Source organism: Longimicrobium sp. (assembly GCF_036388275.1).
GTDB lineage: Bacteria > Gemmatimonadota > Gemmatimonadetes > Longimicrobiales > Longimicrobiaceae > Longimicrobium.
In genome coordinates this window covers 26,871-51,247 of the sequence record NZ_DASVSF010000102.1, presented here as the reverse complement: position 1 = coordinate 51,247, position 24,377 = coordinate 26,871, and the positions used below count along the sequence as shown (strand labels likewise).

General features: G+C 69.0%; 23 protein-coding genes. 12 read left to right on the top strand and 11 right to left on the bottom strand.

Features of this window, described 5'->3' with window-relative positions; all coding sequences use genetic code 11:
- Nucleotides 1-33: 33 nt before the first annotated feature.
- The 6 genes from VF632_RS22590 to VF632_RS22565 form a co-directional block, all read right to left on the bottom strand.
- Nucleotides 34-315 (bottom strand): DUF503 domain-containing protein, encoded by a 282-nt coding sequence (locus tag VF632_RS22590; protein WP_331025196.1) that lies wholly within the window; start codon nt 313-315, stop codon nt 34-36.
- 19 nt (nt 316-334) lie between these two features.
- On the bottom strand, nt 335-3,454 hold the full coding sequence (gene infB / locus VF632_RS22585; RefSeq protein WP_331025195.1) for a translation initiation factor IF-2: 3,120 nt from the start codon (nt 3,452-3,454) through the stop codon (nt 335-337).
- Nucleotides 3,454-3,771, bottom strand: coding sequence for a L7Ae/L30e/S12e/Gadd45 family ribosomal protein (locus tag VF632_RS22580; RefSeq protein ID WP_331025194.1), 318 nt, complete (start codon nt 3,769-3,771; stop codon nt 3,454-3,456). Before VF632_RS22580 ends, infB begins: the two co-directional genes overlap by 1 nt.
- A 52-nt stretch (nt 3,772-3,823) precedes the next feature.
- Nucleotides 3,824-5,275 (bottom strand): transcription termination factor NusA, encoded by a 1,452-nt coding sequence (gene nusA, locus VF632_RS22575; RefSeq protein ID WP_331025193.1) that lies wholly within the window; start codon nt 5,273-5,275, stop codon nt 3,824-3,826.
- A 44-nt stretch (nt 5,276-5,319) separates the two neighbouring features.
- Nucleotides 5,320-5,811 carry a ribosome maturation factor RimP gene (rimP, locus tag VF632_RS22570; protein WP_331025192.1) on the bottom strand — a complete coding sequence of 164 codons (492 nt, stop codon included), beginning with the start codon at nt 5,809-5,811 and terminating at the stop codon, nt 5,320-5,322.
- Between the two features lie 316 nt (nt 5,812-6,127).
- A complete protein-coding gene (locus VF632_RS22565) occupies nt 6,128-9,304 on the bottom strand; it encodes a DUF4062 domain-containing protein (protein WP_331025191.1) in 3,177 nt (1,058 codons plus the stop codon).
- Nucleotides 9,305-9,869: 565 nt separating this feature from the next.
- Between VF632_RS22565 and VF632_RS22560 the strand changes: the two genes are divergently transcribed.
- From VF632_RS22560 to VF632_RS22545, 4 genes are all read left to right on the top strand, one after another.
- Nucleotides 9,870-10,109, top strand: coding sequence for a hypothetical protein (locus VF632_RS22560; RefSeq protein WP_331025190.1), 240 nt, complete (start codon nt 9,870-9,872; stop codon nt 10,107-10,109).
- A gap of 275 nt (nt 10,110-10,384) precedes the next feature.
- The gene (locus tag VF632_RS22555) at nt 10,385-10,756 is read left to right on the top strand and encodes a hypothetical protein (RefSeq protein ID WP_331025189.1); all 372 of its coding nucleotides are present in this window, start codon (nt 10,385-10,387) and stop codon (nt 10,754-10,756) included.
- Nucleotides 10,757-10,759: 3 nt separating this feature from the next.
- Nucleotides 10,760-11,575 (top strand): hypothetical protein, encoded by an 816-nt coding sequence (locus VF632_RS22550; protein ID WP_331025188.1) that lies wholly within the window; start codon nt 10,760-10,762, stop codon nt 11,573-11,575.
- Between the two features lie 706 nt (nt 11,576-12,281).
- Nucleotides 12,282-12,995 carry an AAA family ATPase gene (locus tag VF632_RS22545; protein ID WP_331025249.1) on the top strand — a complete coding sequence of 238 codons (714 nt, stop codon included), beginning with the start codon at nt 12,282-12,284 and terminating at the stop codon, nt 12,993-12,995.
- 51 nt (nt 12,996-13,046) lie between these two features.
- Here VF632_RS22545 and VF632_RS22540 read toward each other — a convergent pair whose 3' ends face one another.
- The 3 genes from VF632_RS22540 to murA are packed head-to-tail and all read right to left on the bottom strand — an operon-like array spanning nt 13,047 to nt 15,595.
- A complete protein-coding gene (locus VF632_RS22540) occupies nt 13,047-13,832 on the bottom strand; it encodes a polyphenol oxidase family protein (RefSeq protein ID WP_331025187.1) in 786 nt (261 codons plus the stop codon).
- Nucleotides 13,833-14,246: a hypothetical protein gene (locus VF632_RS22535; protein WP_331025186.1), complete on the bottom strand. Its 414-nt coding sequence runs from the start codon at nt 14,244-14,246 to the stop codon at nt 13,833-13,835.
- 14 nt (nt 14,247-14,260) lie between these two features.
- A complete protein-coding gene (gene murA / locus VF632_RS22530) occupies nt 14,261-15,595 on the bottom strand; it encodes a UDP-N-acetylglucosamine 1-carboxyvinyltransferase (protein WP_331025185.1) in 1,335 nt (444 codons plus the stop codon).
- 267 nt (nt 15,596-15,862) lie between these two features.
- On the opposite strand from murA, the gene VF632_RS22525 reads away from it, so the two are divergent.
- From VF632_RS22525 to VF632_RS22495, 7 genes are all read left to right on the top strand, one after another.
- A complete protein-coding gene (locus tag VF632_RS22525) occupies nt 15,863-16,210 on the top strand; it encodes a P-II family nitrogen regulator (protein WP_331025184.1) in 348 nt (115 codons plus the stop codon).
- A complete protein-coding gene (locus VF632_RS22520) occupies nt 16,207-17,073 on the top strand; it encodes a nitrilase-related carbon-nitrogen hydrolase (protein ID WP_331025183.1) in 867 nt (288 codons plus the stop codon). The genes VF632_RS22525 and VF632_RS22520 overlap by 4 nt, the downstream gene beginning before the upstream one ends.
- Nucleotides 17,070-17,708 (top strand): hypothetical protein, encoded by a 639-nt coding sequence (locus VF632_RS22515; protein WP_331025182.1) that lies wholly within the window; start codon nt 17,070-17,072, stop codon nt 17,706-17,708. The genes VF632_RS22520 and VF632_RS22515 overlap by 4 nt, the downstream gene beginning before the upstream one ends.
- Nucleotides 17,705-18,232: a hypothetical protein gene (locus VF632_RS22510; RefSeq protein WP_331025181.1), complete on the top strand. Its 528-nt coding sequence runs from the start codon at nt 17,705-17,707 to the stop codon at nt 18,230-18,232. The genes VF632_RS22515 and VF632_RS22510 overlap by 4 nt, the downstream gene beginning before the upstream one ends.
- Nucleotides 18,233-18,249: 17 nt before the next feature.
- Complete coding sequence (locus VF632_RS22505) at nt 18,250-18,654, top strand: hypothetical protein (protein WP_331025180.1); 405 nt, start codon at nt 18,250-18,252, stop codon at nt 18,652-18,654.
- A 2-nt stretch (nt 18,655-18,656) separates the two neighbouring features.
- Nucleotides 18,657-19,604: a zinc dependent phospholipase C family protein gene (locus tag VF632_RS22500; protein WP_331025179.1), complete on the top strand. Its 948-nt coding sequence runs from the start codon at nt 18,657-18,659 to the stop codon at nt 19,602-19,604.
- Nucleotides 19,605-19,687: 83 nt separating this feature from the next.
- Nucleotides 19,688-19,975, top strand: coding sequence for a hypothetical protein (locus VF632_RS22495; RefSeq protein ID WP_331025178.1), 288 nt, complete (start codon nt 19,688-19,690; stop codon nt 19,973-19,975).
- An 81-nt stretch (nt 19,976-20,056) separates the two neighbouring features.
- Here the strand turns inward: VF632_RS22495 and VF632_RS22490 are convergent, their stop codons facing one another.
- Nucleotides 20,057-21,130 carry a M28 family metallopeptidase gene (locus tag VF632_RS22490; RefSeq protein ID WP_331025177.1) on the bottom strand — a complete coding sequence of 358 codons (1,074 nt, stop codon included), beginning with the start codon at nt 21,128-21,130 and terminating at the stop codon, nt 20,057-20,059.
- Between the two features lie 51 nt (nt 21,131-21,181).
- Nucleotides 21,182-22,585 (bottom strand): DUF4384 domain-containing protein, encoded by a 1,404-nt coding sequence (locus tag VF632_RS22485; protein ID WP_331025176.1) that lies wholly within the window; start codon nt 22,583-22,585, stop codon nt 21,182-21,184.
- Nucleotides 22,586-23,131: 546 nt separating this feature from the next.
- Between VF632_RS22485 and VF632_RS22480 the strand changes: the two genes are divergently transcribed.
- The gene (locus VF632_RS22480; protein WP_331025175.1) at nt 23,132-24,307 is read left to right on the top strand and encodes a S8 family peptidase; all 1,176 of its coding nucleotides are present in this window, start codon (nt 23,132-23,134) and stop codon (nt 24,305-24,307) included.
- Nucleotides 24,308-24,377: the final 70 nt, after the last annotated feature.

The following is a 24,377-nucleotide window of genomic DNA, read 5'->3' as shown; positions in this document are numbered from 1 at the left end:
GTCCCCGGTTCCCGCGCTCCGTCCCCCCGCCGTCTAGTAGAACGTCGTGTACGAATCGATGATCCGCGCCCTGCCCTCTTCGGCCACCAGCCGGTCCGCCGAGGAAAGCACCGACTGGGCGTGCTTCCGGTCGCCCGAAACCACGGTGACGGCGATCTCGGACCGCTGAAGCAGGTCCTGGTGCGCCGTTTCGGCGGCCGACACGTTGAACTTCGCGTGCAGGCGGTCCTTGAGGCTCTTCACCACCGAGCGCTTCTCCTTGAGAGAGGCGCAGCCGGGGATGTGAAGCTCCCAGACCACCAGCCCCACGACCATCGCGCGGCCGCCGTGCCGGTCAGGCGTTGCGCGCGGCCTCGGCCGCCGCCGCCGAAGCGGCGGCCGCACCAGCCAGCGTGCGGGCCACCTCTTCCACGCGGTAGCACTCCAGGACGTCGCCGATCTTGACGTCGTTGAAGTTGCGGATGTTCAACCCGCACTCGAAGCCCTCGCGCACCTCGCGCGCATCGTCCTTGAAGCGCTTGAGGCTTTCCAGCTCGCCCTCGTAGATCTGCACCGCGTCGCGCACGATGCGGATCTTTCCGCGGCGGTCCAGCACGCCGCTGGTGACCATGCAGCCGGCCACCGTGCCCACGCGCGGCACCTTGAACAGCTGGCGGACTTCCGCCGTGCCCAGCATGACCTCGCGCTCCTCGGGCGTAAGCAGCCCCTCCATCGCCGCGCGGACTTCTTCCACCGCCTCGTAGATGATGTTGTAGAGGCGGATGTCGATCTCCTCGCGCTCGGCCACGGCCCGCGCCTCGCCCGTGGGGCGGACGTGGAAGCCGATGACGATGGCACCCGAGGTGGTGGCCAGCAGCACGTCGGACTCGTTGATGGCGCCCACGCCGCGGTGGATCACCTGCACCCGCACCTCGTTGGTCGACAGCTGCTCCAGCGCGTCGCCCAGGGCCTGGACGGAACCGTCCACGTCGCCCTTGATCACCAGGTTCAGGTGCGCCTGCTCGCCCTTGGCCAGCATGCGCGACAGGTCCATCAGCTTCACGCCGCGGCTCTTGATGCGCATGCGCTTTTCGCGCTCCAGCCGCTGGCGCGTCTGGGCGATCTCGGCCGCGCGGTCGGCTTCCATGGAGATCAGCTGGTCGCCCGCCCCCGGCACGCCGGGAAGGCCCAGGATCTGGACGGGCGTGGCCGGTCCGGCCGTGGCCACCGGCTTGTTGCGCTCGTCGAGCATGGCGCGGATGCGGCCGCTGTACATGCCGCACACCACGTGGTCGCCCACGCGAAGGGTGCCGTTGGTCACCAGCACGGTGGCCACCGGCCCCTTGCCCACGTCCAGCTGCGCCTCGATCACCGTGCCCACCGCGTCGCGGTTGGGGTTGGCGGTCAGCTCCTGCAGGTCGGCCAGCAGCAGCACCTTTTCCAGCAGCGCCTCGATGCCTTGCCCCTTCTTGGCGGAAACCTCGGCGCTCATCACGTCGCCGCCGAAGTCCTCGAGCACCACCCCGTGCTGAAGCAGGTCCTGCTTCACGCGGTTGGGGTTGGCGTCGGGCAGGTCCACCTTGTTCACCGCCACGATCAGCGGCACGCCGGCGTTGCGGGCGTGGCTGATGGCCTCGATGGTCTGCGGCATCACCGAGTCGTCGGCCGCCACCACCAGGATGACGACGTCCGTCACCTCGGCGCCGCGGGCACGCATGGCGGTGAACGCCGCGTGGCCCGGGGTGTCGAGGAAGGCGATCGAGCGGCCGTCCTGCAGTTCCACGTGGTACGCGCCGATGTGCTGCGTGATGCCGCCGGCCTCGCCCGCGATGACGTTGGTCTTGCGGATGTAGTCCAGCAGCGAGGTCTTGCCGTGGTCCACGTGGCCCATGACGGTGACCACGGGAGGACGCGGAAGCAGGTCCTCGGCGGCATCGGCCTCCACGGCCTCTTCCATGTCCGCGCCGTACTCCTCTTCGCGGACCGCCTTGAAGCCGAACTCGTCCAGCAGCAGCTCGATCTGGTCGAAGTCCAGGCGCTGGTTGATGGTGACCATCAGCCCCAGGTTCTTGAACGCCGACCCGATCAGCTGCGTGGGCGGTACGTCGATCAGCTCCGCCAGCTCCGCCACGGTAAGGAACTCGTTGACGCGAACCTGGGTGGCTTCCTCGGCCCGGCGGCGCGAAATCTCCTCTTCGCGGCGCTCGTGCTGCGAGGGGCCCTGGTCCCGGGGGGACCGGCGCTTCTTGCGCCCGCCGGTCTCCATCGCGGCCATCGTCTTCCGGAAGTTGTCGTCCACCGCTCCCTGGTCGACGCCGGCCCGGCCCTTCTTCCCCTTCTTGCGGTCCTTCTTCTTCCCCGCGGCGCTGCCCGCACCGGCGGTGCCGGTGGGCGTGGTGCCGGCGGTGTCGCCCGGACGCCCGCCGAACGACTGCGTGCGGGCCGAGGACGGCGGCGCGGGCGGCGCCATGCTGCGCGCCGAACGCGGAACGAACCCTTCGGGACGCGGCGGACGGGCCGCGTCACCCCCGGCCTGCTGCCCCTCGGGGCGAACGGGGCGCGGACCGGCGGGAGCGCCGGGGCGCACCGACGGCGGAGGCGACGGGCGGCGGTCGCCACCCGGACGCGCGGACTGCGGGCCGCCGGGCTGTCCACCCGGACGGGCCGACTGCGGTCCTCCCTGCGGGCCGCCCGGACGGGCGGACTGCGGACCTCCCTGCGGGCCACCGGGGCGGGCGGACTGGGGCCCACCCGGCTGGCCGCCGGGGCGAGCCGACTGCGGACCGCCGGGACGGGCGGACTGCAGGCCGGGGCGCGCGGAGGCGGCCGGGCGCAGCTCGTCGCGGCGTGGCGGGGCCGGGCGCTCGTCGGCGTCTGCGCGGGCCGGACGGTCCTCGACGATGCCGGCGGGCGGCGCGGGAACGGCGGGCTGCGCCGCGTCCACGCGCGGCGGCGCCGAGTCGGTATCCACCGACTCCACGACCACCGTGACGTCCTTGGGCGGCTGGCCGCCGCGGGTCACCAGGTCGGCGCCGCGGTCGGCGGCCTCCATGGCCGCCTCGGCGGCGATGGCCTCGGCCGCGTCGGCGATGGGCGACGCGGTGCTGTCGGCCTGCGCCGGCTTCTGGCCGGCGGCGGGGCCGGCGTCGACGTCGGTCTGCGCGGCGGCGGTGGGCGCGGCGGGCGGCGCCACCTCGGCCGAAGCCTCGGCGGGAATGTCGTCGCCCTCGTCTTCACGACGGCGGCGGCGGCGGCGCGGCGCGGCGGAAGCATCGCCCAGCGCGGCCGAAACCGCCTCGGCGGCCTCGGCGTGGCCGTGGCGGCGCTCCCGCTCGATGACGGTGCGCACCCGGGCGACGGCCTGCTCGGGCACGTCGCTCATGTGGCTGCGAACGGGTACGTCCATCTCCCGGAGGAGGTGCACCAAGGCCTCTGCCGGAACGCCCAGCTCCTTGGCGACTTCTAAGACTCGCATCAGTACGGCTCTCCTCCAGCTCGTTCCTGCACCTGTGGCGGACTGCCCGCCAACTCCAGGGCACGGCGCGCAAAACTCTTGTCAGTGAATCCAACGGCCGAAACCGGCCCCCGCCCGATGGCGGCGCCGATGTCGGCTCTCGTAAGGCAGACGGCGTAGGGTATGCCGCGGGCCTGCAGCAGCGGAACCAGCTTCTTGCTCTGCGTGGGCGACGCGTCGGCCGCCACCAGCGCGGCGGCCAGCGACCCGTCGCGGGCGGCCCCGCGGGCCATGTCGGTGCCGAACACCAGCTTTCGGGCGCGCGCGGCCAACCCCATCAGGTTCAGCAGCGCGCGCTCCCCCTGCCCCGGCGCGGGTCCGTCGATCGGCTCAGTCGGAATGCGGCAAATTCTCCGGTTCCGCGCCCGAAGTCAAGTCCGGCGCACCTTCTCCGTCCTCGGTCCAGGCCTCGCCCCCGCCATCGTTCCCCTCGTCCGAGCCCGGGAACGCTTCGCCCGTGCCGTCCTCGTACCCGCCGGTGGCCTCGTCCTCGTCTTCCACCGTCAGCCGCTCGATTTCCGACACCAGGCGGTCCGCCTCGGCGGCGCCGATGGCCGGGATGCGCAGGAAGTCCTCGCGCTCCAGGTCGATGATGTCGAAGAAGGTGTTGTAGCCGGCCGCCTCCAGCGCCGCCAGCGTGGCGGGTGCCAGGTCCAGGTCGCGCAGGGCGAAGTCGGTGCTCTCGTACTCGGCCTCGTCGCCGCCGCCGAACAGGGCGCGCTCGGCGCCCCGCTCCAGCCACTCGCGCGAGCCGAACAGGTCGATCTGCCAGCCGATCAACTGGCTGGCCAGGCGCACGTTCTGGCCGTTGCGCCCGATGGCCAGCGACAGCTGGTCTTCGTCGACGATGGCCGTCATGGTGCGGGCCTCGTAGTCCGAGATCACCTTGGCCACGCGGGCCGGGGCCAACGCGCGCTTGGCGTACGTCTCGGGGTCCGGGTGCCAGGGCACGATGTCGATGCGCTCGCCGCCCAGCTCCTGCACCACCGCGCGGACGCGGCTTCCCTTGAGGCCCACGCAGGCGCCCACGGGATCGATGCTCTCGTCGCGCGAGCTGACGGCGATCTTGCTGCGGAAGCCCACTTCGCGGGCGGCGCCGCGGATCTCCACGATCCCCTGTGTGATCTCGGGCACTTCCAGCTTGAAGAGCGCGGCCACGAACAGCGGGTCGGCGCGCGACAGGATCAGGCGCGGGCCCTTGGGCGTTTCCTCGACCTTCTTGAGCACGGCGCGGATGGGCTCGCCCTGGCGGAACCGCTCGCGGGGGTTCTGCTCCTTCCACGGGACGATGGCGTCGGCGTCGCGGCTGCGGTTGAGCAGCAGCACCATCTTGCCACGCTCCACCTGCTGCACCTCGCCGGAAAGCAGCTCGCCCACGCGGTGCTCGTACTCGTCGCGGATCTTCTGCCGCTCGCCCTCGCGAACGCGCTGCAAAATGCGCTGCTTGGCGGCCATCACGGCGTTGCGCCCGAACTGGGCGAACTCCACGGGCACCTCCAGGATGTCGCCCACCTCGAACTCGGGGTCGTCCCAGCGCGCCTCTTCGAGCAGGATTTCGCGCGACGCGTCCTGCACCTCGGCCACCACCTCCTTGAGGACGGTGATGCCGATCTTGCCGGTGGCTTCGTCGATTTCGATTTCGGCCTCGACGTTGGGGCCGTAGCGCTTGGCCAGGGCGGCGAGAATGCCGTCCTTGATCAGGTCGTACAGCTCGTCGCGCGAGATGGCCTTGTTGGCCGTCATCTCGCGGAAGGCCGCGAGCACCTGCGTTGCGTTGTTCATGGAAGTCGGTCCCTTTTCTGTCACGGGCGCGCGGGCGCCATCCGTCAGCGCTTCTGGCCGCGCTCCCACCGGAAGACCAGGTTCCCCCGTTCGATCTCGCCGAGCGGGATTTCCACCTCGTCGCCGTCCACCTGCAGGGCCACGCGCTCTCCGTCGCGCAGCCCGACCAGCGTTCCCTGCACCTTCTTGCCGCGCCCTTCGACCGGCACGCGCGTCTTGATCGCCACCTCGGCCCCGGCGAAGCGGTCCCAGTCGCGGGGCTTCGTCAGCGGGCGCTCCACGCCGGGCGAGGAAACCTCGATCACGTAGCGGTCGGAGAGCCCTTCGCGCTGGTCCAGCCAGGGCTCCAGCGCGCGGCTGACGCGGCTGCAGTCGTCCAGGCTTACGGCGGGCTCGCCGGGCTTGCTGTCGGGGCGGTCGATGGAAAGGCGCAGGATGGGCCGCGCGCGACTTCCGGCCTGCTCCAGCTCCACCATCTCGTAGCCCAGCTCTTCGACGCGCTGGGCCATCTCCGCGGCAAGGGTTTCGTCCGCCACGCCGCCTCCCCCTCGTTGCCGTTTTCAGGGCAATAAAAAAAGCGGGGCAACCGCACCCCACTTCGCTGCGCGAACCGTCCGTGGCGCCCCTCGCCATGCTCGGACAACAAGGAATATAGGCGTTGTCTCGCCTGAGTGCAACCCGTGGCGCCTCGCGTCCCAGCTCCGTCAGGCCTACGCGGAGAAGAAGAGAGGCTTGGGCCACCTCTCACCAGCCCGGGTGCGGGGCCGGCGCGCAAGGTTTTTGTCCGCGGAAAACATCCTCGGTCCGCATCCCTGCAGGCGATTGTTGCGCCGTCACCGAGGCGGGTTCCATTTAGGGTTTTTCTGCTCGGTTTTCTTTCTCGGCGCTAAGTTTGTCGATAGCGGCACGGACCTCAGCTTCCCACGGGAAGGGGTCGTCCTTGGCGGGATCGTAGGGCGGGAGATCCGGGAGCGGAACTCCCAACTCGTTCAGCAGTCCGGTGCTCTTTGTTAGTTCATAGCGGTCAACATATGGCTCGCCGTCGCCCCAGGCCTGCCTGAAGGCAGCAAGGGCGTGGTGCTTCGCTTGATCGCGGTCGCCGATGGCCTGCCAGAACAGGGCCAGGTACCGATGCGCGGGGTGGCGCAGTTGGGCGAGGCGCTCGGCTTCACTGCGGGCGTCGGCGCCAGTGAGTTGATGGAGGTGGAACTTGGCCAAGGCGAGTCCAGTCTCGGAATCGTCATCACCCAGGTGGCGTTCACGGGCCATGATCAGGGCTAGGGCGAAATTAGCGGCCGCTAGCGTCCATTCGCCGTTCTCCAGCCGCCAGGAGCCACCCAGTTGGTGGAGATAACGGAGGCCGGTGCGGTTGCCGTCATTCTCCGCGAGAGTGGAGGCAGCAGTCAGGTGATCCTCGTGCAAAGTACCCTGCCAGAATTGAAATTTCGCAAATGAAAACTCCGCGCTGCCCTGCCGATATGATGCCCGAGACCACCCACGTCCCATGCCGTCCAGCAGCGACCAAGTTGCCTCCGCCTCCTGCCACTGGCCATTGCGGGACTGACTGTTAAACAGGAATAACCGAGCGGTGAAGATCGCTTCGTCATCCTCCCGGACCGTGGCGAAAGCAAGGGAGAGGCGATTCACGCGGCTGCGTTTGGCCAACAGACCCTGCTCGGAGAGAGCCACGGAGATGATGAGGAGAAAGGCGTCTACTCCGGTCCAGTTTTCTGTCTCTAGGCTTAAGCGAAGTGCGCCTCCACCTACACAGACGGCTTGTTGGTACTCGCCGCAGTAGTTCAGGAATATCGCGGCGGAACTCGCAAGACCGACCGCACGCGCAGCGTCCACATTCTTCGGCATTTGATCCCAGGATGCTGGGAAAAAGTGGCGTAGTAGCGAGAGAGCTTCCACATGGGCTTCGAGATTGAATAAGAGTGCGGCTAAGATACCACCACCCACGTAGGCATCTGCCGCCTGTTGATAGCGGCCGAGCTTTAACAAGGTGCGGACGACATTCAGGCCGGTCTCCACATCCTCCATCGTCTTGGCCTGCTCATAAGGATTGTGCCGCTGCGAGGAGTAATGGTCCACCACGCGCTGGCCGTAGCCTTGTTTGTCCTCGGCCTTCATGCCTCCGGCAGCGACGCCGCGCACAACCGGATGCAAGTCATACCGCCTCGTGCGGGGATCGTACTGCAGCAGCCCTCGATCTTCGAGATCCTGAAGGGTTTCGCCCAGTTTATTGGGTGCTTTGCGAACGGCTTCCGAGTCGCGCCACACCTGCATCGCGGACTCGTAGGCTTTCCGTTCGGCGAAAGCGGCTTCGTGTTGTTGGCGCAGCTTGTCCTTCTCCTCGTCAGTACTAGCGCCCCAACGCCAGTGTTGCTCTGGCGGGACTGGCTTCTTCACTTCCTTTGGCTCCTGCGGGAGGTGCGGGTTGAAGGCAGCGACCGTCTCATAGTCCACGGCGTTGCTCAGCAACGCGACGATGGAGAGAAGCTGACGGCTGGGAGGCCCCAGCGCCTCCATCGCGGCGCGCAGGATGTGGTTGCGGCTCTGGATGAGATCCAGACTGGCGAGGTTCAGCTTCGCTCCGTACTCCGGATCGGCAGCCCAGCTGTCGAAGTTGCCCCGGTGCGGCCCGGGCGAATTGATAAGCCCCGCAAGGACGGCGATGACGAGCGGGTGGTTCCCGCAATAGTTCGTGAGGTAGTAGCGGATGTCTGGGGAGGTGCCCTGAATGCCGCTGGAGCGGAGCAGTTCCTCCGCATCCGCCTGGTCCAGCCCGGGCAGCGAAAGCGGCTTCACACCCGGGAGAGGGATACCCGCTTGGTTCAGCAACGCCCGCGGGGTGAGCCTGGAACTGATGAGGATCTTCGACGGAGCGGCGGCGGCGAGCGCGCGGAGGAGGTCCGTGTCCTCATCACGAATCGCATCGCATGGATTGCGGTCTAGGACCTTGTCGGTGGGCCGGTTCACCTCTTCATCAGGCACCTCGGTGGCATCGATGCGATGGTAGGCCACGAGCACACGCTCCAAGCCATCCAGGATGAGTAGCCAAGGCTGTCGGCGGAGAAGGGCCAGGAGTTCGATACGCATCTCGGCCGTGTTTTTTTTCTCGAAGACCTCCAGCGGCTGCTGCGTCATGTAAGCGAGCGCGTGCTGGCAGAAGGCGCGCATAACGGCGCCTTTCTCATAGAAGGAATACCAGAAGCGCCCGGCCCAGTCGGCGCGGTCGGCCGTCGCGTGCTGCGTCGTCCACTCCCACGTCAACATGCTCTTGCCATTGCCGCCAATGGCTTCAAAGAGCAAGACACTGGAGGGATTGGAGGGTTGCGCCCACTCGCTCAGCGTCTTGAGCTGCGCCGTACGCCCGATGAAGGTGTGGCGGCCAATGTAGTCCGGCGCGGCGTACAACGCGGGAGGGGTGGGGATGGGCCCAAGCGTGGTGCCGTCCCTGAGCTCCTGCTCGTTGTGCCCTTCCGGAGACGCGAGATGCTTGCTCAACTCGGCGAGCGATGAACCGAGCTCGTCTTTGAATTCCTGGAGGCTGTTAAACGTCGCATAAACCCGGTTCACTTTCGATCCGGGAGCGTGCTTTTTTGCTCGCTCCCGGAAAGCGTTCAGCTTCTGCTTCTTCTCCACATCGTTTTCGAAGTCTGACTGTTTCCCCTGATGGTCTTCGCCCATGATGAAGAGAAGGATCGGACGACCGAGATCCTGCGCTTCGTTGAATTCCAGTTCTGTGATTGAGAGCTTGCCAGGGTTGCGCTTCGGACATTCAGGGGTCTGGCCATATTTGAGGCTGATGACACCTATGTAAGCGGCACTGTCTCGTACCATCTGCAGAGAAGAGTCGATCACGTCCACAAGCCTTGCCGAGTCGTTCTCCATGACATTGGCGTGAAGCTTGTGCTGGTGGATCGCAGCGATGAGCGCCGCGCGATGCTCGAGCAAATCAGTGAAGGTGCTGGACACCATCACCTGTGAGACGGGACGCGACTCGTATTCCATGGATTTTTGCATGGCGCTCCCACAAAATCGTTATTGTAAAAAGGGCGTTCAATGCTCTAACGACATAAGAGTCAGGGGTTTGGGGCCGCCGCGCAAGCTTTTCAGGCAGTCCGAAAACTTAGCCAACCCCGCATCCCCTGCAGCCGATCGCTAGGCCGCGGCTACGCATTTACGTCCATCTCGTCGGCGAGCTTGAGTAGCGCTCCGCCGCGTTCACGAGCGAGCTTCGCTATCGCCTTCTCCCAACCTGCGGGAGGTGAGCGATACGACGAGGCGGAGGTGCTGAGTCGCGCCTGCCGCAGCAGTCCATGCGACACCCCCAGTTCCTCGGCGAGGTCGGCTAGGGAAACGGTGCCTATTAGACGGTCAGTCGCTCTCTTGAACGGCTCGCTCACGTTTACGCACCTGTTGACACGCGCAGCCCTGTTTACTATACTGTAAACAGCGGGGCACAACTAGAGGCCGGCCGCCTCCTCGGCCAAGAAGACACGGCCAGCCTCCAAACGAACGACTCGACAGCCGTCCTATCGTGAGAGTAGCCCTGCTCGGCGGCGCGGGTCAAGAGATGGAGGTGAGCATGGAGCAGCAGCACCCGCCCTCGCCGATGCGGCTCCTGGAGATCCTGACGGACAGGTTCGGCGCGCTGGAAGCGGTCGCCAACTCGTCGATCAAGCTGGCCCGCTACGCACCCGAGGACGAACTGGCGATGGACCTGCTCGTCGCCGAGGCAGTGCTGGAGTTCGGCAGCAGCCTCCGTGAAGCGGCGGACGGCGCAACGCAGTGGGCGAGGGCGCGGGGAGTGGCACCGCTTCCGTGAACACGGCCCCGCGGCATCGTCGCCGCGGGGCCAATCGTTTCTATAGTACGCCTCCTGGCTTACCCCCTGACCAGCAACGCGTCCCTGAGTGCGTGCCAATGGTGACATAACACTTGACACCTGCTTTTCGGACACTCAAGGTTACTGCTCACCCGGCCGTGGTTCAAACCTCCCCTCACCTCAATGGCGACGGACCCATGAAACGAGGAACAGTCGTTGTAGTGGCCGCGCTGGCCTTAGCGTCAGCTGCATGCGAGCACGCCGATGGAGGTACGATGAGCAACCCGCCACCTTCCACACTCAGGCTCGCGAAGCCTGATCGCACGTTCGCGCTTTCGGCTGAAGAACGCGCTCAGGTGAGGCAGGGCTTTGATGTTGACGCGCTCGAGCGCCTGCTGGCGGCGGTCGAGCCCGCGGCGCGCCCAATCATCCTTGCAGGATTTCAGTACCCGAAAGAACGCGGGCAAGGCGGGGGTGTGATGACGACGATCGGGGACCCGGCCCTGCAGCCGCTACTCGACGAAGTCTGGGCCCCAATGTGGGAGCGGATGCCGGACGAGATGCTCGACCGGAGCGACGCGCCATATCCTGGTCGCGATCTGGCCCGCTCCCGCCGCGCTGCCCGGGGTGCAAACGAGGAGCGCTGAGCCATGCGTGCCCTACACGCCGGCGGTTCTGATCAGCCCGCCCTCTCCTCTGCCTGGCTGCGGAAGCTGCGCCCATCTCTCTGTCTCGTGCTGCTCGCACTGACCAGCCCACTTAGCCACGCCGTCGCCCAAGAAGTCAATCCGCAGCAAGTGACGACGGTCTCCGCGGACGAGTATTACGTTACCGAACCGATGGCCTGTCCGTTCGGCTTGACCGGCGGATTCCTGGGAGACGCGTTCGGCCTTTGGCACGCCGGGTACTCCTGGCCGGATGACTGGCGGAGAGAGCAGGTACTGGAACCGCTCTCTGGCTCCCTCGCACGCTACGTTCCTTGGAGCGGAGCGTACTCGCTTACCTCACGGGACGGCAAAGCGCGGTGGACCGCCCCCTCGATCGACGTGGTTTGTAGTCGTGAGACCCACTACCTCTTTGGGCGCATCGTCGGCACCACGGACTGGTACAAAGTGGTGGCCACAGGCGGAACTGTGTCCAAGATCTGTCCCCCGAGCGGGAGCGGTGGTACGCAGGTGATCTACAGCCCCAGCGAGGAAGGCTACAATCCTTACTCCTCGGGAGAAGATACGAACTGCGGTGACGATGGCGGCGACGGCACAGGTGGAGATGGCGGAGATAACACAGGCACCCAGTACAAACCGGGCGACTATACAGGGGGCGGCACCGTGGATTGGGGTACCGGGATCGGCAACGGTGGGTCGAGCAAGTGCGGGGCTACGGCCGTCGTGGAGTACATCTGCATCGACATCATGACGGGGGGTGGCTGGGTGGAGTGGAGTTGCGGCTTCGCGACCACCTGTTGATAACCGCGCTCATTACTTCCTTCTGACTGGAGTCGTCCTAATGCACAGACCATTTCGAATTTTCGCAGTTGTTCTCCTCGGAAGCATTCTCCTTGGCCAAACGGCCGTAGCACAGCAGGAACGAGCGGTTCAGGGCGGCCGCCGCGTTCCGGCTTGGGTCGCGCTGACCAGCGAACCGATCCCGGGCGGAGAGCCTTTCGTGGTGCTACGCGGGGTGGGGCCAGGGCGTGACGACGTCCTGCTACTGAGCCAGAGTGCCGACGCGTCGCACCTCTCCAACGCTGTTCGTACCCTGCTGACCTCGCGGTCGGCGCAGGGCGATACCGCTACTCAACCAGGCACCTTCCGGATGCGGCGGCAACAGGGGCGGGCAGCGGAACCGGCGAACTTGCCGTGGGCGGAGCGGGTGGTGAGCGACGTGCGCCACGTACCGTTGCGCATGTTCCCCGGCGTAGGGCGCGTCCGTGCCGTCCGAATCTGGCTTCCCGCCGTCGGTCGGGCCCGCGGCCGTCCTGGCAGTTAGGTGAAGGGGTAAGGGTCAGCGGATTCCGCAGTTCGCGCGTCGAGAAGCCTTGTTGCTTCTCGGCGCGACTTACGTCATCCTGTAGCCATGTCTCTTCGCACTGTCACTCTCAGGACCTCCGCCATCTCCAATGTCGGGTTCCCGTTCACAATAGCTGCCGTTCGCACGCTTCCCGTGCTCGAAATGGCGGATCGCGTGACGTTCTTCGTGGGGGAGAACGGGACGGGAAAATCAACTCTTTTGGAGGCGATCGCGATCGCAGCCGGTATTCGCGGATTGGGGTCGGAGCACCCGGAGCTAGACACCACGCTCGCGCCACAGCGCGCACTCGCCAGCCATTTGCGACTCACCTGGTCGGCGCGGAGCAGCCGGGGGTTCTTTCTACGTGCGGAGGATTTCTTCGGGTACCTGCGCCGCCAGGCTCGGGATGACGCACGGATCCGGCGGGAGAGAGCGGAACTCGGGCTCGACGCTCCACCCCCTGATCGCACCGACGATTGGCGCTCGGGGGAACACCCCGACGAGTCCGCAGCGGTCGAGTTCATCGGACGCTACGACAGCCGCTCGCATGGCGAGAGCTTCCTTGACGTGTTTGGGCAACGGACTCGGAGCAAGGGCCTGTATCTCCTCGACGAACCGGAAGCCCCGCTCTCTCCGCAGCGTCAACTCTCGCTGATCCGCCTTCTGGCCGATGCAGTCGATCAGGGTGCGCAGTTCATCATCGCGACGCACTCTCCGATCCTGCTCTCATTCCCTGGCGCGAAAATTTTGAGCTTCGACTCCGCGCCGGTCACCGAGGTAGCATATGCGGACCTCGAGCACGTCGCGCTGACCCGTGCCTTCCTGAATGCGCCGGAGCTCTACCTGCAGCGGCTACTGGCCAAGGGCGACGAGTGAGATAGTCACGCCGTGTTGCGTCTTGGCGGCTCTGCGTGAGGCGCAGCGGTGTCAGTCGAGGGCGCGCATGCCAAGGACGCCCATCTGCCGAGCGGGCGACCCGCCACGGTGCGAAAAGAAGTTGGGCTCGCCGCAGCGGGTGCAGTGCGCGGACACGGTCACGTGCGCGGCCGGCACGCCCATGGCCATGACGCGCTCCGCGATGGCCGCGCGCAGGTTGATGCAGGTCGGTCCCGCGGGAGGATCGGCGTCGGGACGGACGCCCGCGTGCACCTCGGCGCCCACCTCGTAGCATTCTCCGCAGATGGCCGGGCCGCAGTGCACGTACAGCCGCGCCGGGTCCGACTGCCAGCTTTCCACCACGCGGTTTACGGCGCGCTCCACGATGCCGGCCGCCGTTCCCCGCCATCCCGAGTGGACCATCGCCACCACGAACGAGGCGGGGTCCACCACGAACACGGGAACGCAGTCGGCCACGCTGGCCGTCACCAGCAGCCCGCGGCGGTCGGTGACGTGCCCGTCGAAGCCGTCCATCACCACGATCCCCGGCGCGCCGGCCTCGCGGTGAATCCACAGGTCCGCCGCATGCACCTGGCGGGCGTGCGCCACCGTCTCCATCCCCGTGGCCTCCAGCAGCTTCCGCCACCGCCCGAGCACCGTGCCCACGGGCTGCGCGCTCGACAGGCCCAGGTCGAACGGCTCCTCCGCGCTTCCCCGCCCCGTGGTGCCCTGCACCAGCCAGGGAAACCGTGGGCGCCACTCCGGATGCACCCACAGCGGCACGTCACCGGGAACGAGCTCCTCGGCGACGACGCGCACGTCCACGGAAGCCGCCACCTACGCCATCCGCGCCTCGGTGGGCCCCTCGCCCCCGGTGCGCTCCGACGACGGCGGCTCGGCGGCGGTGGTGCCCCCGAACCCGGAGACGGGCGGCAGCACCAGCGTCGACGACCCGCCGCCGGGCCCGCTCGGGTACGCGTCCAGCCGGCGGCGAAGCTCCTCCACCTGCGCCCGGAGCTCGTCGAACTCCTTGCGCGGCACGAAGTCCAGCCGCTCGCGGACGTCGCCCACGGCGTCCTGCGCGCGCTCCATGGCGTCGTTCAGGAACTGCCGCGCGCGCTCGGGCTTCAGGTCGCCGCGTTCCGAGGCCTCGCGGATGCTTTCCTCGATGGCCTCCTTGAACGCCGTCAGCATGCCGATGCCGGAGCGGATCCCCTCGCCGATCCCCGGCCTGCGCCTCTGCTCGTCCATCCCGTCCCCCTCCATCAGTGCCTGCCGGCGCGTTCGATCGCTTCGCGCGCGTCGTCCACGTCGCCGCGCGAGTCGGCGCGGCGGATGTCGGCGCCCAGCGCGCGAAGGCGCTCGTCGATGCGCTCGTAGCCGCGCTCGATTTGACCGACGTTGAAGATCTCGCTGCGCCCCTCGGCACCCAGCGCGGCGATCAGCAGCCCCATGCCGGCGCGGATGTCGGGGCTTTCGACGATGGCGCCGTGAAGCTGGCTGGGGCCGATCACCAGCACCCGGTGCGGATCGCACAGCACCAGCTTGGCGCCCATCCCCACCAGCTTGTCGGCGAAGAACATCCGCGACTCGAACATCTTCTCGTGGATGAGGATGGTGCCCCTCACCTGCGTGGCCGTCACCAGCGCAATGGAGGTCAGGTCCGCCGGAAACGCGGGCCACGGGCCGTCGTCCACCTTGGGGATGTGGCCGCCCATGTCCAGCTGCACCTCGGGATCCTGGTCGCCGGGGATGAACAGGTCCTGGCCGCGCACCTCCACCTTCACGCCCAGGCGGCGGAAGCCGTTCAGGGTGCTGTCCAGGTGCTCGGGGGCCGCGTCCGAGATGGTGATCTCGCCGCGCGTCACCGCCGCCAGGCCGATGAACGAGCCCACCTCGATGTGGTCGGCGGTGATACGCGTGCGGCACCCGCCCAGGCGCTTCTTGCCCTGGATGCGCAGCGTGCCCGTGCCGATGCCCTCGATCTCGCATCCCATCTTCACCAGCATGTGGCACAGGTCCTGGACGTGCGGCTCGGCGGCGGCGTTGCGGATGACCGTTTCGCCGTCAGCCAGCGAGGCGGCCATCACCGCGTTCTCCGTCGCCGTCACGCTGGGCTCGTCCAGGAACATGTTGACGCCTTTCAGCCCGCTGGACTGGAGCCGCCAGACGTCGTTCTCCTCCACCACCTCGGCGCCCAGCTTCTGCAGGGCGAAGAAGTGCGTGTCCACGCGGCGGCGGCCGATGACGTCGCCGCCCGGCGGGGGAAGCTGCATGCCGCCCGCGCGGGCCAGCATGGGGCCCGCGAGCAGGATGCTGGCGCGGATGCGCGCCGCGGCGCCCGCGTCCAGCTGCGTGTTGCCGATGTTCACGGCGCGTACGCGCACCTCGTTGTCGCCCGTCCACTCGGCCTCGGCGCCCAGCACCCGCAGCAGGTCCATCAGGGTAAGCACGTCCTTGATGCGCGGAACGTTCTCCAGGATGACCTCCTCGTCGGTGAGGAGGGTGGCCGCCAGCATGGGCAGCGCCGCGTTCTTGTTGCCGTTGGGCCGAACGGTTCCCTGCAGGCGCTTGCCGCCGTGGACGATGAACTTGGGCACTCGCGTCTCCGAGAGATCGAGATTTCAGAAAAAAACGCTTCCGGCCTTCCCCGGTGGAAGGCCGTCGGCGTCCAGGATGGCGATCAGGACGCGCACAGGCGCAAGGATCGTGCGCGTCGTGGCACGTAGCAGGCACGTCACAGGCGCCCTCCGCGGACGTCCGTGGAGGACCCGAATCCGCCCCCGCCGTTGCTTGACCCGCCCCTGCGCGCGGCGTACAATTGCCGGGACCGCCGCCCCTTTTCCGCACCGTACGCGAGGCCGCCCGTGCACCTGCTGATCGCCGTGGTGAACCAGGAAGAAAAGCTGGAAGAGGTGCTGTCCGGGTTCATGGAGATCGGCGTCACGGGCGCCACCGTCATCAGCAGCGAGGGGATGGGCCGCCTGCTTTCGTCGGAGGTGCCCATCTTCGCGGGGTTGGAGGCGTTCGCCGACCGCACGCGCCCGCGCAACCAGACGCTGTTCAGCGTCATCGAGGATGACGACAAGGTGGATCGCGCCCTGCGCCTGCTGCAGGAGGTGTGCGGCAGCTTCGACGAGCCGGCACGCGGCATCGCCTTTACCGTTCCGGTCACCCGCGTGGTGGGCCTGAAGCCGGAACTCTCGGGCGGATGACGGCGTTCGGCGGAACGCTGCGGCTGCGCATCGAGCAGTTCGCCCCCGCGCTGGCGGATCCCGGCACCAACCTGGGCCGCATCGCCCGGGCGCAGGCGGACGCGGCGGCGGACGGCGTGCACCTGGTGGTGACCCCCGAGCTGTCGGTAACCGGGTACGACGTGCGCGATGCGGTGCACTCCCTGGCCGTGGTGGAGTCGCCGCATCCCTTCCCCGCCCTGGCCGATGGCCCCGACGTGGTGGTGGGGGCCATCGAGCGGGACGCGGCGTTCGTTCCGTACAACGGAATGCTGCACCTGCGCGGCGGCACCGTGCTGCACCGGCATCGCAAGGTGTACCTGCCCACGTACGGCATGTTCGACGAGGCCCGCTGGTTCGGCGCGGGGCAGCACGTCCGCGCGTACGACGCGGGTGGCGGATGGCGGGTGGGGCTGCTGGTGTGCGAAGACCTGTGGCACCCGGGGCTGGCCTGGCTGCTGGCGACGCATGGCGCCAACCTCCTCGTGGTCCAGTCCGCCGCGGCCGGCCGCGGCTCGTGGGACGGCGGCGTCAACGGCGGGCGCTTCGCCAGCTGGGATGCGTGGGAGCACCTGGCGCGCGCCGCGGCCATCGCGTACGGCGTCTACGTGGTCCTCGCCAACCGCGTCGGGGTGGAGGGTCCCCTCTGCTTCGCGGGGGGATCGATGATCGTGGGTCCGGACGGTGCGGTGATCGCCCGGGCGGACGACCTGGCCGAAGACCGCATCACGGTCGACCTCACGATCGACGCCGTCGCCGCCGCGCGCCGCCCATACGCCCACGCCCGCGACGACGATCCGCACCTGATGGCGCGCGAGCTGGCCCGCGTCCTCGCCGACCGATGAGCGAGGCACGCTGGATCCGGGTCGCGGAGATCGTCGGCGCGGTGGCCCGGCAGGCGCTGGCGGACCGCGGATTGTCGCGCATCGCCCTGCTGGACGACGGGAGCGAGCAGGCGGATCTCGCGGCGCGCCTGCTGGCTCATGGGCTGGGAGAGGCGGCCGTGGTGCGCGTCACCGTCACGGCCGCGGAGGTGGAACCGCTCTTGCCTGCCTGGCCCGGCGTTCCGCGCGATCGGGTGGACGACGAACTTCGCCGCATGCGCGCACGGCTGACGGACGCGCTGCCCGCGCATCCCGCCAGCAAGACCGAGCTGATGATGGGCGGCCCGCTGCCTCCCGAGCCGCTGCTGCCGCTGGGCGACCTGTGGGCGGCGGACGTGCTGGCGCTGGGCGCCGCCTGGTCCGCCTCCGCCGAGCTGCGGTCGATGGCGGATGAGGCCGGCGGCATCGAGACGCTGGACGCGGCGCTGCGCCGGCTGGTGGACCGCCGCGATTCGCTGGGCTGGGATCAAGCGCTGCCCCCGGCCGTACGCGAGCGGGTGCGCCTTGCGATCCGTGGCGGCGCGGCGTGGCGGCGCGACCCGTTCCTCGTGCCCAAGCTGGGAAGCCGCACCCTCGGCACCGACCTTTTCGAATGATGCCCGTGATCCAGCCCCCGCTTCTCGCCATCCAAGCCAGCGGCTTCGAGCGCGTGGTCGACGTGATGGCCGACGTGGCCACCATCGTCATCGCCCTCGCCATCATCGTCGTGGGTTTCGCGGTGATCGCGGTGGCGCTCAAGGTGCGCGGGATGGCCAAACGCTTTCGCGGCGACCTGGCCCCCGTCCGCAAGCACCTGGAAGCCGCCGCGGCCAACGTGGAATACGTGAGCCTGGCCGTGCGGCAGGACGTGGAGGCCGTCAGCAAGACAGTGAAGAGCACCAGCGACCGGGTGCAGCACGCGGCCGACGCGGCGGCCAAGCGGCTGGCGGAGCTGAACGCGCTGATGGACGTGGTGCAGGCCGAGGCGGAGGACATCTTCATCCGCACGGCCTCCGCGGTCCGGGGCGTGCAAGCGGGTGCGGGTGCGTTCGCGCGGATGCAGCGGCGCGACGGCGCGATGGACGACGACACGGTGGACGACGCCGCCCCGCGGGCGCGCCGGTGCACCATCCTCGACTGACCCGACGAGAAGCCACGATGGCCAGCAACGACACCAGCGACTTCCTTACCGCGTTCGCCATCGGCACGGCGCTGGGCGCGGGGGCCATTTTGCTGCTGCGCCCGGCGCGCCCCAACCCGCGCAAGCGGCTGGCGAAGCGCCTGAAGCCGCGGAGCGGGCGCAAGCTGGCCCGCCGCAGCCGCATCCGGTCCGTGCGGCTGGAGGGCGGCGACGTGGCCGCGGCGGGGCTGGGGGCCGCGGCGGGAATGGGGGCCGACGCGACGCAGGAGATGACGCGCGAGGTGATCGCCACCGGCCGCGAGCTGCTGGCCGAGTTCCGCGCCGAGGTGCAGCGCATCCTGGACGAGGCGCGAGAGGAGCTGCGGTCGATGGGGCTCGACGCGGGGCAGCCGCCCGCCCCGGCGGCCGGGGTGGACACCTGACCGTGCGCCGCCGGCTCGCGTGGGCCGCCTGCGCGGCCCTGGCCGCCATCGCGCTCTTCCCCGCCGCGGCGTGGGCCTGGGGCCCGGCCACGCACGTGTACCTGGGAAGCGCGCTGCTCGATTCCCTCCACTTGGTGCCGCAGGCCGTGCGCGTGCTGGTCGCCGCGTACCCGTACGACTTCCTGTACGGCTCACTGGCGGCCGACATCTCCCTCGCCAAGAAGTACGTTCCCGAGGGGCGCCACTGCCACCACTGGCACATCGGCGAGGAGATCCAGGCGAGCGCGCCCACGGACCGGCTGAAGGCCATGGGGCTGGGCTACCTGGCGCACTTGGCCGCCGACACCATCGCCCACAACTACTTCGTCCCGCGCCAGCTGCTGCTGACCTCGTCCACCAAGGGGCTGGGGCACGGCTACTGGGAAGCCCGGATGGACACGCACCTGCCGGAGCGCTACCGCACCCTGGCGCGGCACGTAGTGATGGAGCACGACCACAGCGAGGCCGACGCCCTGTTTGACCAGGTGCTGAGCGCCACGCTCTTCTCCTTCCGCACCAACCGCCGGCTGTTCCGCGGGATGATCCGCTTTCAGGACAACGACCGCTGGCAGACGGTGTTCGGGACGATGGTGGCCCGCTCGCGGTGGGATTTGACGGACGGGGCGGTGCACGGATACCTGGAGCGCTCGTTCGACTACGTGGTGGACTACCTCTCGCGCCGGGGCGAGGCCCTGTGCGCGTCGATGGACCCCATCGGCGAGCGCAACCTGACGCTGAGCAAGCAGGTGCGGCGGATGGCCATGCGCGACGGCGCGTGGGAAAACCCCGCGCTGCTGCGCGAGATGGCCGACAACTTCTTTCCGCTCCCCGATGCGCCGTTCGGGCACCTGCGCACCCTCCCCGACGGCTCACGGCACCGGCTGCAGCACCCCGCGCGTCAGGAAGCCTGACCTTCGCGCGTTGTCCCTGCGTGGCCGGCACCTTGCAGGCCCGTCCGCCCGACCAGGAACCCACGCATCCTCGGAGGAGCCGCATGATGATCACACGCCGGATCGCCGCCCCCGCGCTCGCCCTGTTGGTGACCCTCGGCGCGTCCGGGTGCGCCGGGCTCAGCCTGAGCAACGGCTGCGGGATGAACGCCATGGACCCGATGGCCGACGGGGCCAGCCGCCTGAACGTGTCCGCCACGCGCCACCAGCAGATCGGGCAGATGCAGGCGTACCAGAAAAAGGCCATGATCGCCAACACGCAGTTCAGCAACCAGATCCGCAAGCCGGGCCAGGTGACCGTGGCCCCGGCATCGCAGCGTTTCTGCTACTGATCGGCACGCTCCAGATGTGAAAGAGGCCGGCGGCTCCCTCGTGGAGCCGCCGGCCTTGCTCGTTGTGCGCGATCCTGATCTCTACCGCCGCATGCGCCGGACTTCTTCCAGCCCCGCCGGATCCCACCTGGGCCGCTCGGGGTCGTTGGCGATCTCCATCACCACGTAGAACACCATCCGGGCGATGCGCGCCGCCTTGTCGGTGTCGATCGTCTCCACCTCGTCCGAGGGCTGGTGGTAGTCCGGGTGCACGCCGCTGAAGAAGAAGATGGCCGGCACTTCCTTGCGGGCGAAGTGGAAGTGGTCGGAGCGGAAGAAGAAGCGCTCCTCGGGCCAGAGGTCGTCGGACAGGCGCAGCCGCAGGTCGGGGCGCGCGGCCCCTACACGGTCCGCCAGCGGGCCCAGGCTCGAGTACTTCTTGCCGATGACCACCACCATCCCGGGGTCGTTGCGGCCGATCATGTCGACGTTCACGTTCGCCACCGTCTGCGCCAGCGGCACCGTGGGGTGCTCCGCGTACCAGGCGGAGCCCAGCAGCCCCTTCTCCTCGCCGCTCACGTGCAGGAACACGATGCTGCGGCGCGGGCGCACGCCCATGCGCGCGAAAGCCTCGGCCACCTCCAGCAGCCCCGTGGTGCCGCTGGCGTCGTCGTCGGCCCCGTTGTAGATGCTGTCGCCGTTCACCGGGCGGCCCACGCCCACGTGGTCCATGTGGGCGGAGAGCACCACGTACTCGTTGCGCAGCGCGGGATCGCTTCCCGGCAGCACGGCGACCACGTTGGGCACCGGCACCCCGGCGGTGCCCGCCGCCGCGCCCCGGCCGCGGAAGGGCCACCACTGGTAGAAGGTGTCGTTCTCCCCGCCCGGCTGCAGCCCCCACAGCTTGTATTGGTTGACCAGGTACGAGGCCGCAATCTCCAGCTCGGGGCTCGGTGTGTTGCGCCCGCGCATGCGGTCCGACGCCAGGAACTCGATGCGGGCGTAGACGTCCTGCGGGGTGATGGTGGCCGCGGCTTGCTCCGCCGTGAGTCCGGAGGCCGAAAGCGGAATCGAGACCGGCGCCGGGGCCGGCGCGGACGCGGGGGGAGAAACGGGCGCCGCGCAGGCAGCAAGTGCCAGCGCGGCGGAAAGAACGGCGTACGTGGGTCGGGTCATGGGGCTCGCTCCGAATGGTTCACCGGAGCGAGCCGGACGGCCCGCCCCGCGTCACGGCTCCACGGAAGGACGCACGCGGGGTGAGCCTTCCGAAGAGCGCGACGAACTGCCTTCACTGCCGCCGGACCGCGGCTCCGGGCGCTCGGCGCGCGCCGGCGGCTCGGAGCGCTCGGCGCGCGCCGGCGGCTCGGAGCGCTCGACACGCGCCGGCGGCTCGCGGCGGGGCTCCGACTGCCGCTCCGGGGCCCGCTCGCGGCTGGGCTCCGTCCGCTCGCGCCGGGGCTCCTCCCGGCGGGGCGCCTCGCGCCGAGGCTCCGCACGGCCGTCCGTGGACGGGCGGCGCTGGAACGTGGGCCGGTCGCGCTCCGGCGCCACGGGCCGCCCCTGCTGGCGCGGCCTTTCCTGCTGTGGCTCGCGCTGCGCGGGCGCGGCGCCGCCCGGGGCGTCGTCATCGCCACGGCGGGGCGCGGCCACCCGCGGCTCCGGACGGCGGGCGCTGCCCTGGTCCCCGCGCTGTGCCTCACGTCCGCCCGTGGCTACCGGGCGGCTGTCGCGTCCCGACGCGGGGGGCGTGGAGGCCTGCCCGCCCGGCTGCGAGGTGCGGGGCCTCGGCTGGCGCCCCGACGCAACCGGCGGCGCGTAGCTGTCGGTGCGCTCCTTGTACCCGTGCATGGGCCGGGGCACGCGGCGCGCGCCGCCGTAGTAGCGGTCGTAGTACACGCGCCGGTTTCCGCGCCAGTACCGCGTATCATAATAGTACTGGTTGTAGCCCAGCAACGAGCGCACGCGGCCGCACGAATCGTAGTACGACGAGCGGCTGCCGTACCAGTCGCCGTAGCCGTCGTAGCAGGCGTACCGCGGGTGCGAATAGCGCCGGCCCACGTGGTAGGTGTAGTAGTCCACCGACTCGTATCCCTGCGCCCCCTCGGGAACGATGGCGCGCACCACTTCGTCCATGGCGTAGAACGGGTCTCCATACACGGAGCGGCTGTTGTCCCAGCGGGCCAGGCGCGGCGCGTACAGGTCGCGGATGCGCCACAGCTCCAGCGGCTCGTCGAGAGTCACGGCGAACACGTAGCCCATCCCCGGGCCGCCGCGCACGCGCAGGTAGTCCCACCCGCCGCGCGAGCTCACCCGCAGTGCACGCCCGCCGCGCACGTAGCCGTCGTCGTTGGACGACCGCGGGTACAGCACGTCGAGGTCGCCGTTGGTGTCGATGTGGAAGACGGCCAGGTAGCCATCGTGGTCCGGCCGCACCATCACGCGCATGCGGTCGTTTTCGCTATAGAAGTCGCGGTGGCCTTCCACCCACACGCGAACGCCGCCCTGCTGCAGCGACGCGGCGGCGACGGCGGGGGTGGGCATCAGCAGCGCCGGGGCGGCCTCGGCGGCCGCCGCCACGGGGGCGAGCACGGCGAGGGCAAGCCCCACCGAGGAAAGGATCGTCTTGATCATGAGTGGGTCTCCGGGTCCGAGCGGGGTTCCGCCCACACGGCGGGCAAGCGCCGTTCCGGGGGGACACACTCGGAAGATGCAAGGAATGGTGCGGGGAATCAACCACGTCGTCCCCTCGCCGTGCTCTCTGCCCGTCCCCGTGCGTGGACGGGCGTTCTCACGCAGGGGACGGTGAGGCGGCGCTCAGCCGTACCGGCCGATCCCCCGCGGCCCGTCCATCGATCAGAGGAAATCCCGGTGTTTCAGCCGGCGCCCTCGCCCGCCCCAGCACCGTTTTGGTGCGTCCCGAGTGGCGTCCGCACCGATCTTCACCACCACCGCGTCCGGGCGAAATTTCGCAAATCCATCCGCCGCAACGGCTTGGAACGACTGCCAGGACTGGCGCGCCTCGTGCCTTCTGGAGCGCCACACGGACCTCGTGAATATCCCTCGCGATCGCCTCCGCGCCATCCCCATGGCGAGGGGAACGCCGCCCGGTGCACCGCTTCGCAGTCCCCCACCGCCACACCCCGTGGCGGCGCTTTCCACCCCGGTTGGAGAACGCACATGAAGCTCCGCAACACCTCGCTGCTCCTTGGCATGGCCGCGCTGGCCGCCTGCTCGGACCAGGCGACCGAGCCCGTGGCGGCCCGCAATGCCCCCGTGCACTTTGCCGCCAATGGCCGCGGGATCGAGGGATCGTACATCGTGGTGCTCAAGGAAGGGTCCGATGCCCGCGCCGTCGCCGCCGTGGCCGGGGTGACCCCGCAGCACGTGTACTCCGCCGCGCTCACCGGCTTTTCCGCCGAGCTGAACGCCGGGCAGCTGAACGCGCTGCGCAGCCACCCCTCGGTGGACTTCGTGGAAGAGGACCAGGTGGCCACGCTTTCGACCACGCAGTCGGGCGCCACCTGGGGCATCGACCGCACCGACCAGCGTGCGCGTCCGCTCTCGGGCACCTACAATTACACCAACACGGCCTCCAACGTCCGGGCGTACATCATCGACACGGGCGTGCGCGCCACGCACGCCGAGTTCCGCAAGACCGACGGCACCACCCGCGCCCAGAACAACTACAACGCCACCGGCGACGGCAACGCCTCGGACTGCAACGGGCACGGAACGCACGTGGCCGGCACGGTGGGCGGCAAGACGTACGGCATCGCCAAGGCCGTGATGATCCGCGCCGTCAAGGTGTTCACCTGCTCGGGCGGCAGCGCCAACAGCACCATCATCGCCGGCATCGACTGGGTGACGGCCAACCACATCAAGCCGGCCGTGGCCAACCTGTCGCTGGGCGGCGGCGCCAGCCAGGCGACCGACGACGCGGTGAACCGCCTGTCGAACGCCGGCGTGTTCGTGGCCGTGGCGGCGGGCAACTCCAACGTGGATGCCTGCACCACCTCGCCGGCCCGCGCCAGCACCGTGACCACCGTGGCTTCGTCCACCAGCACCGACGCCAAGTCGTCGTTCAGCAACTGGGGGAGCTGCGTGGAGCTGTACGCGCCGGGGAGCAGCATCACCTCGGCCTGGTACCAGAGCGACACGCAGACCAACACCATCAGCGGCACCTCGATGGCCTCGCCGCACGTGGCGGGCGTGGGCGCGCTGTACAAGGGCACCTACGGCGACGCCGGGTACTCCACCATCCGCACCTGGCTGATCAACAACGCCACGACCAACGTGATCACCGGCAACGTCAGCGGCACGCCCAACCGGCTGCTGTTCAAGTCGACCCTGTAATCCACGGGTCGCGCCTGACGGAAGGGCCGCGGCTTGGCGCCGCGGCCCTTCCGTGCTTCCGGGGCCGCCG

Excerpts from the sequence above, each read along its gene's own strand:
- VF632_RS22580 (WP_331025194.1), bottom strand. The coding sequence starts at position 3,771 with ATGGGGTTGGCCGCGCGCGCCCGAAAGCTGGTGTTCGGCACCGACATG.
- VF632_RS22565 (WP_331025191.1), bottom strand. The coding sequence starts at position 9,304 with ATGCAAAAATCCATGGAATACGAGTCGCGTCCCGTCTCACAGGTGATG.
- nusA (WP_331025193.1), bottom strand. The coding sequence starts at position 5,275 with ATGAACAACGCAACGCAGGTGCTCGCGGCCTTCCGCGAGATGACGGCC.
- VF632_RS22490 (WP_331025177.1), bottom strand. The coding sequence starts at position 21,130 with ATGACCCGACCCACGTACGCCGTTCTTTCCGCCGCGCTGGCACTTGCT.
- VF632_RS22545 (WP_331025249.1), top strand. The coding sequence starts at position 12,282 with ATGGCGGATCGCGTGACGTTCTTCGTGGGGGAGAACGGGACGGGAAAA.
- infB (WP_331025195.1), bottom strand. The coding sequence starts at position 3,454 with ATGCGAGTCTTAGAAGTCGCCAAGGAGCTGGGCGTTCCGGCAGAGGCC.
- VF632_RS22485 (WP_331025176.1), bottom strand. The coding sequence starts at position 22,585 with ATGATCAAGACGATCCTTTCCTCGGTGGGGCTTGCCCTCGCCGTGCTC.
- VF632_RS22495 (WP_331025178.1), top strand. The coding sequence starts at position 19,688 with ATGATGATCACACGCCGGATCGCCGCCCCCGCGCTCGCCCTGTTGGTG.
- VF632_RS22550 (WP_331025188.1), top strand. The coding sequence starts at position 10,760 with ATGCGTGCCCTACACGCCGGCGGTTCTGATCAGCCCGCCCTCTCCTCT.
- VF632_RS22510 (WP_331025181.1), top strand. The coding sequence starts at position 17,705 with ATGATGCCCGTGATCCAGCCCCCGCTTCTCGCCATCCAAGCCAGCGGC.
- VF632_RS22560 (WP_331025190.1), top strand. The coding sequence starts at position 9,870 with ATGGAGCAGCAGCACCCGCCCTCGCCGATGCGGCTCCTGGAGATCCTG.
- VF632_RS22480 (WP_331025175.1), top strand. The coding sequence starts at position 23,132 with ATGAAGCTCCGCAACACCTCGCTGCTCCTTGGCATGGCCGCGCTGGCC.
- VF632_RS22520 (WP_331025183.1), top strand. The coding sequence starts at position 16,207 with ATGACGGCGTTCGGCGGAACGCTGCGGCTGCGCATCGAGCAGTTCGCC.
- VF632_RS22535 (WP_331025186.1), bottom strand. The coding sequence starts at position 14,246 with ATGGACGAGCAGAGGCGCAGGCCGGGGATCGGCGAGGGGATCCGCTCC.
- VF632_RS22505 (WP_331025180.1), top strand. The coding sequence starts at position 18,250 with ATGGCCAGCAACGACACCAGCGACTTCCTTACCGCGTTCGCCATCGGC.
- VF632_RS22555 (WP_331025189.1), top strand. The coding sequence starts at position 10,385 with ATGAGCAACCCGCCACCTTCCACACTCAGGCTCGCGAAGCCTGATCGC.
- VF632_RS22590 (WP_331025196.1), bottom strand. The coding sequence starts at position 315 with ATGGTCGTGGGGCTGGTGGTCTGGGAGCTTCACATCCCCGGCTGCGCC.
- VF632_RS22515 (WP_331025182.1), top strand. The coding sequence starts at position 17,070 with ATGAGCGAGGCACGCTGGATCCGGGTCGCGGAGATCGTCGGCGCGGTG.